This window comes from Moraxella caprae DSM 19149 (assembly GCF_000426885.1).
GTDB classification, from domain to species: Bacteria; Pseudomonadota; Gammaproteobacteria; order Pseudomonadales; family Moraxellaceae; genus Moraxella; species Moraxella caprae.
This window is the reverse complement of the sequence record NZ_AUGF01000096.1, coordinates 1-1,940: the sequence shown is the minus strand read 5'-3', so window position 1 is coordinate 1,940 and position 1,940 is coordinate 1. Positions and strand designations below refer to the sequence as shown.

Here is a 1,940-nt window from a genome sequence, read left to right as displayed (position 1 = left end):
AATGGTAGTTTGAGGTATGTATTTTGATTTAACAATGCCAATTGATGAACACTTCTTTATTTTATTTGGTGTTGCGGTTGGGTTGTAAATTCAAGATTAATAAAATCATTAGACAAAATGGTAAAGTTTGGTATAATAACCCATTTTTCTTTTATCATTTATCATCATGACCATCAAACCCACCCTATCATACACCGCTTTGACCGTCGCCATGACCGCCCTACTGCTGGTCGGGTGCAACCAAGACAACAAAACGGACAGCACGGCAACTGCCACCGACCAAACCCAAGAAATAAACACCGAGCCGACGAACAACACCCCTGCCCAAAATGACGATCCCAACCATCAGCCCGATGTCGCCCTTGCCCTACAAAACAACCTAAACAAATCAGGTCTTAACGCTCAGGTTCAGTCCGTCATCCCAACCGACATGCCCGAGATGTACTGGGCGACTTTGGATGGTGTTTCGCCATTTTTTGTTGATAAAACTGGCACGTACGTCATTCAAGGTGCGGTCATGAAGCTGGGCGATGGCAGACCTGTGGACATCAGTAGTGCCATGATGTCAAAAGCGGTCGTCTCCGAGCTGCAAGCCGTGGACAAATCCGAGATGATTATCTTCCCTGCCAAAGGCGAGACCAAAGCGTCCATCTATGTTTTCTCAGACCCTACTTGTCATTATTGCCAACTTCTGCACAAAGAGATTGACCAAACCAATGCCGCTGGCATCGAAGTTCGCTATCTGGCATGGCCCCGTGGCGAGTCTATGATAGGTCTGACCGAGAGCGTGTGGTGTAGCAGTGACCGCAAAACTGCCCTAACCAATGCCAAACAAGGCAAAGACATCACCGCCCCAAGCTGTGACAACCCCGTGAGAAAACACATGGCACTCGGTCACAAGCTGGGTGTGTCGGGCACGCCTGCCATCTTTGCCGAAAACGGACAACAGCTTGGGGGCTACCTACCATCGGCTGAGCTCGTCAAAGAGGCTATCGCCAATCGTTGATGGTTAATTTATAAATAACAAACAAAAGGGCTCGGTTTTTAGCCCTTTTTTAATCCTTGAATTTACAACCCAACCGCAACACCAAATAAAATAAAGGATGGTAGTCCAAAAAGTATGCTGAACTAGGTTTTCCGTTCTCCCTGAGCCTGCCTGCGGGTAGGAAAACCGTTAGGTTTCCCAAGCTCACCACGAACGGTTTTCTTTATAGCATATTTTTTGAACCAGAGCCAAATAAAGAAGCGTTCATCAATTTAATGTATCTTGAATCATCAAATCCCATCACCTGTTACAATTTTTACAAAAAATTTTGACAAAACCCATAAAAATTTTTACAAACCCCTAGCATAAGCCATGAACTTATGATAAGTTAAGCAATTCGGTTTTACCGTCAATTTTTGTTATAGATAACCAGTTGGGGCATTCATGAAAGATAAAATTAACATTGCGGTTTTGGGTCTGGGAACAGTTGGTACGGGCGTGGTCAATCTACTAAAAGACAACGCCGTTGAGCTGTCTCGCCGTAGCGGTCATGACGTCTGTATCACTCACGTTGGCACAAGGAGGCAGCGAGATGACATTGACCCTACCATCAAACAAAGCGATGATTTGATGGCAATCGCCGCCGATGATGATGTGGACATCGTCATCGAAGTGATTGGCGGTAAGAGCGTCGCCAAAGACGTCATCATCCACGCCATCAAACACAAAAAACACGTCGTCACCGCCAACAAAGCCTTACTTGCCGAACATGGCAATGAGATTTTTGGGCTTGCCGAAGAGCATGGCGTACAGGTGCGTTATGAAGCGGCGGTGGCAGGTGGCATTCCCATCATCAAAATCATCCGTGAAGCCCTAGCCGCCAACAAAGTGGACTGGGTGGCAGGCATCATCAATGGTACGGGCAACTTTATCCTAACTGAAATGCAACAAAAAA

The 1,940-nt window shown here is 46.2% G+C and carries 2 protein-coding genes; both read left to right on the top strand.

Going from position 1 to position 1,940, the window contains the following annotated elements:
• Window positions 1-166 precede the first annotated feature (166 nt).
• On the top strand, window positions 167-1,006 hold the full coding sequence (locus tag K941_RS0112415; protein ID WP_029103842.1) for a DsbC family protein: 840 nt from the start codon (window positions 167-169) through the stop codon (window positions 1,004-1,006).
• A gap of 423 nt (window positions 1,007-1,429) precedes the next feature.
• Window positions 1,430-1,940, top strand: a 511-nt coding sequence (locus K941_RS0112410) for a homoserine dehydrogenase (protein WP_029103841.1), incomplete at its 3' end; no start/stop codon positions are given.